The 4,276-nt window shown below is 56.6% G+C and carries 3 protein-coding genes and 1 pseudogene; 3 read left to right on the forward strand and 1 reads right to left on the reverse strand.

Annotation, left to right across the window (positions count from 1 at the left end):
- The 3 genes and pseudogenes from IGS51_RS01000 to IGS51_RS01010 all read left to right on the forward strand — a co-directional run.
- Positions 1–215: pseudogene (locus IGS51_RS01000) on the forward strand (hypothetical protein); the annotation flags it as partial.
- 33 nt (positions 216–248) lie between these two features.
- Positions 249–926 carry a trimeric intracellular cation channel family protein gene (locus tag IGS51_RS01005; protein ID WP_297074965.1) on the forward strand — a complete coding sequence of 226 codons (678 nt, stop codon included), beginning with the start codon at positions 249–251 and terminating at the stop codon, positions 924–926.
- Between the two features lie 104 nt (positions 927–1,030).
- Positions 1,031–1,672 carry a Uma2 family endonuclease gene (locus IGS51_RS01010; protein ID WP_367279223.1) on the forward strand — a complete coding sequence of 214 codons (642 nt, stop codon included), beginning with the start codon at positions 1,031–1,033 and terminating at the stop codon, positions 1,670–1,672.
- 93 nt (positions 1,673–1,765) lie between these two features.
- Here IGS51_RS01010 and IGS51_RS01015 read toward each other — a convergent pair.
- Positions 1,766–4,276, reverse strand: a 2,511-nt coding sequence (locus IGS51_RS01015; protein WP_297074968.1) for a GAF domain-containing protein, incomplete at its 5' end; no start/stop codon positions are given.

Consider the following 4,276-nt stretch of genomic DNA (forward strand, 5'->3'; position numbering starts at 1 on the left):
ACCCCGACCCCGCGCCGCCCGACCCCGCCATTGGCTCCATCGACTTTTCCGATATCCTGGCCCAGACCGATGTGGAACTGCGCCGCCTGGGGTGGGATGCCAAGCGCGGCCGCGAACACCTGAAAGCGACCTACAGCAAGCGATCGCGCCAGGAACTTAACGAAACCGAACTCTACGACTTTCTGGATTTTCTCAAGTCTCAGCCCAATCCCTGACCCACAGCGCTTAATCCTCTGCTTAATCCTCGAATGTCTCTAGATGCGATAGATGCGATCGCCGCTCAACTCGAACGCTTCGCCACGGTGCAGTATCCGCTAGAAGTGTCGGCCGTGATCACCTCAGCCCTATCGGGGATGATCGCCGCTCGCAAGAAAGGGCTGGATCTGGTGGGTGTGTATGCGATCGCCTTTGTGAATGCCTTTGGGGGCGGAACCTTGCGCGATGTGCTGCTGGATCGGCGACCGTTCTTTTGGGTACGCTATGAGGGCTATGCGGTGCTGGTGCTGCTGCTGGCGGTGCTGTATGTCTACGGGTCGCGCCTGCTGAAGCCAGTCAAAGCGCCTGCCTATCGAGTCTTTGCGCTGTTGGATGCCTTTGGGCTAGCGCTGTTCAGCATTTCCGGTACGGCCTTTGCGCTGGAATATCGAATGCCGCCGTTCACCGCGTCGCTGCTGGGCGTGATTACAGGCGTGGTGGGCGGCGTATTGCGCGATATCTTGCTGGTGCAGATTCCCGTGGTCTTTCGCAAAACCGCCACGCTCTACGCCACCTGTGCCTTTGTCGGCTGCTGGGTTTATCTAGTGCTGGTGCTGTGGCAGGTGGATATGGCGATCGCCACCGTTGCCGGATTTTGCACCATCGTTCTGCTCCGAATGCTGGCGCTGCGCTATAACCTGACGCTGCCCACCCCACGAGAGGAAGAATAAAATGAAAATCAGGGATGGCTTGCTCAGGGCAATGAGCTAAGGATGAGAATTAAGGGCCGTCAAGTATCTGGTGCCAACTTCACAAACCGAACCCAACAGGCTTCTTGATGAATTTGACCATTAGCCCCAATGGAATTGAACTACCGCCGGGTAGTGAGGTGATCTTGCGTCATCAAAGCTGGGCAGATTACGAAGGGCTGTTGTCAAGCCGTCGCGATCGCGCTGCGGTCAAAGTCTACTTTGGAGTCAAGAAACAGGAAATTCGTTTGATGGCTCCTTTGCCTGGCCATAGCAACCGCTCCGCTACCCTCACTGATTTGGTGAAGGCGCTGCTGCGGCATCAGAACCAAGACTGGCACGCCTTCGATCCCCTCACGCTGAAGCGAGTCAGCCAAACCGGAGTAGAACCCGATGCCTGTTTTTACATCCAAAATCGATTGGCTATTTTGGGTAAAGAACGTATCGATTTGGAAATTGATCCTCCGCCGGATCTAGCGCTTGAGGTCGATCTCACGTCTTTTACTCAGCCAGCAGATTATGAGGCGATCGCCGTTCCAGAACTCTGGATTTATCGGAGTCAGGACCTGCGAATCTACATCTTCGACGGCGAACACTATCAGGAAAGCGAGGTCAGCGGCATTTTTCCAGATATTGCGGTCAAGCAGTTGATCCCCCGCTATGTCGAGCTAGCCTGGAGCCAAGGCTCAAGCAGCGCCCTGCGCGCTTTTGAGGCAGAGCTTGCATAAGCCCCCTTGCATAAGCCCCGTTGCTAGCTTGTCTGCTCAGCCTCTAATCCCTGACCCATAGTTCCTGATCCTTGACCCCTGACCCCTTAATCCTCACTTCTCCGTCATGGTCCACACCCCGTCTTGCCAGGTTTCGTCGTTGGGCGGATGGCTGAGCCAGTGGCTGCAGCGGTCGAGGTGGAGCTTGGCGGCTTTGTCTTCGTTGTTCACGTCTTGCAGCAGCGTGGCAAAAGCGCTCATCGCTTTAACGAAATCGCGATTTAGGTAATGCTTGCGCCCTTCGTGATAGAGGTCAATCAGCCGCTTTTTCTCATCGGGAACGATTTCGTCACGCAGCCCGACGAGTTCGTAAATGCTGACGGGCTGCGTCTTGCCCTTCACCCGGATGCAGTCTAGCTCTCGCGCCCAGACCCGATCGGCGCAAGGCTTGTAGGTGTTCTCGCTGATGATGATGTCGGTGCCGTATTGCTTGCTGGCACTTTCCAAGCGCGACCCCAGGTTGACCCCATCGCCAATGGCCGTGAACTCCATGCGGCGGCTGGAGCCGATGTTGCCGCTGATGACGATATCGGAGTTGATGCCGATGCCGATCCGAATCGGCGGCTTTTGGCGCTGTACCCGGTCGGCGTTGAACGCGGCAAGTCGGTGCCGCATCTCGATCGCCGTTTGTACGGCCATCCACTCGTGGTCGTCCAAGGGCAGCGGCGACCCAAACACCGCCATGATGGCATCGCCGATGTACTTGTCCAGCGTGCCCTTATAGGTAAACACCGCGTCCACCATGCTCTCGAAATACTGGTTCAGCATTTCCACCACCTCTTCGGCGGTCATGCTCTCGGTCAGCGTGGTGTAGCTGCGAATGTCGGAAAACAGGACAGACACTTCTTTGCGATCGCCCCCCATTTTGGCAGCGTTGGGGTTCTCAAAGAGCAACTGCGCCACTTCCTGCGACATATAGCGCGACATGGTGCTTTTTAGCCGCTTTTCGCCGCTGATGTCGTCCATCACCACTAGCGCTCCCGAAACCTGCTCTGGATCACTCGCATCGGCGATGGTGTTAATCGACAGGTTAATGCTGTGCTGCTCCACGCCTTTGACCGCGTTCAGCGTTTGATCCGGATAATACTGCTGACGGCACTTGTCATCTGTCGGCATGAGCGCCATTTTGAACCACTTGGAAAAATCCCCCTTTTCCAGCCCAATCAGTTCCTCGGCGTGCAGCCCCTCCAGCGGGTCGGTGTCGCTCAGACCCAGAAGTTTGCGGGCGCTTTCGTTGGCGGCGATGATGCGTCCCTCTTTGTCGGTGGAGATAACGCTATTGGAGAGCGATCGCAGAATATCGCGCTGGAGTTGCTCCTGCTGCTTCACCGTGGCGAACAGCTTGGCGTTTTGCAGCGCCACACCCGCCTGAATGTTGAACGCCTGCATGAACTCCTGATCGTTTCGGTTAAAGCTCGCCCGCCAGATCTCCGGCGCTTCGGGATAGTTTGCCGGATCGTAGGGCGGATGGTCGCCCTGCTTTTTCTTATTGATCAGTTGAGTGACGGCGATCAGTTCGCCATCTGCGTTGAACACGGGCATACACAACATGCTGCACGTTCGATAGCCCGTCTTTTTGTCGGTTTCCTTGGCGGTGTCGGAGTTAGGGTGGTTGTAGAGGTCGTAGGGAATGAGGACTGGCTCACCCGACATCGCCACCTGCCCCGCAAAGCCTGCATCCATCGGGATGCGAATTTCTTGCAGCACGCCGTTGATCGGCAGCTTTGTCCAGAGCTGGTGCTGGTCGCGATCCAAGAGCCAGAGCGTGCTGCGATCGGCCTGCATCAGTTCCTGGGCCTCTTCCATCACCCGGCCCAGGGTTTCCTCCAAATCTAGGCTGCTCTGGCTGAGAGATTTGGTTGCCTTCATCAGCGCCGAGGCGGCCCGCTGCTGCTGGGTTGCCTTGTAGAACGAGCGGGACGATTCCAGAATTAGCCGGATCGAGGGCGCAAACTCTTCAAACACCTGCTCGTCTTGCGCGGTAAAGCCGCCCAAGTCGATGCGCTCGTCTAGGTGCGCTTGCAAATCACAGTTGGGCTTGAGCTTGTTGATCAATTGCACGACGGCCACCAAGTCGCCCTGATCGTTCAGCAGGGGCATGGCCAGCATGGTGTAAGTGCGGTAGTGATTTTTCTTGTCGAGCGCCTGAGCCGCCTTGGAGCGGGGATCGTCGTAAAAGTCGTAGGGAATGTTGACGACCTGCTTGGTGGTGGCGACTTCGCCCGCAATGCCGACGTGCTTGGGAATTCGCAGTTCCAGGTTATTGCCGTTTTCGTCTTCGGCGACGATCGCCCACAGTTCATCTTTCTCGTCGTCTAGGAGAAAAATTGTGGCGCGATCGGCGTTCAGCAGTTCCCCCGTTTTCAGGGTGATGGAATGCAGCATCTCGTTCAAGATGGCATCAAAGCCCTGAGAATCCATCAGGTTGTCGAGCATCGAGAGGGTTTGATTGACCACTCTTAGCTTTTGCTCAACATCGGTAACGACCTGCTTGAACGTGTCCTGGGTCAGCGGCGCGAGAAAGGACGAGAAAGATCCCTTGGTGGTGGCCAGGGCGCTGCCAGG

Source organism: Thermoleptolyngbya sp. M55_K2018_002, assembly GCF_015295965.1.
Lineage (GTDB): Bacteria > Cyanobacteriota > Cyanobacteriia > Elainellales > Elainellaceae > Thermoleptolyngbya > Thermoleptolyngbya sichuanensis.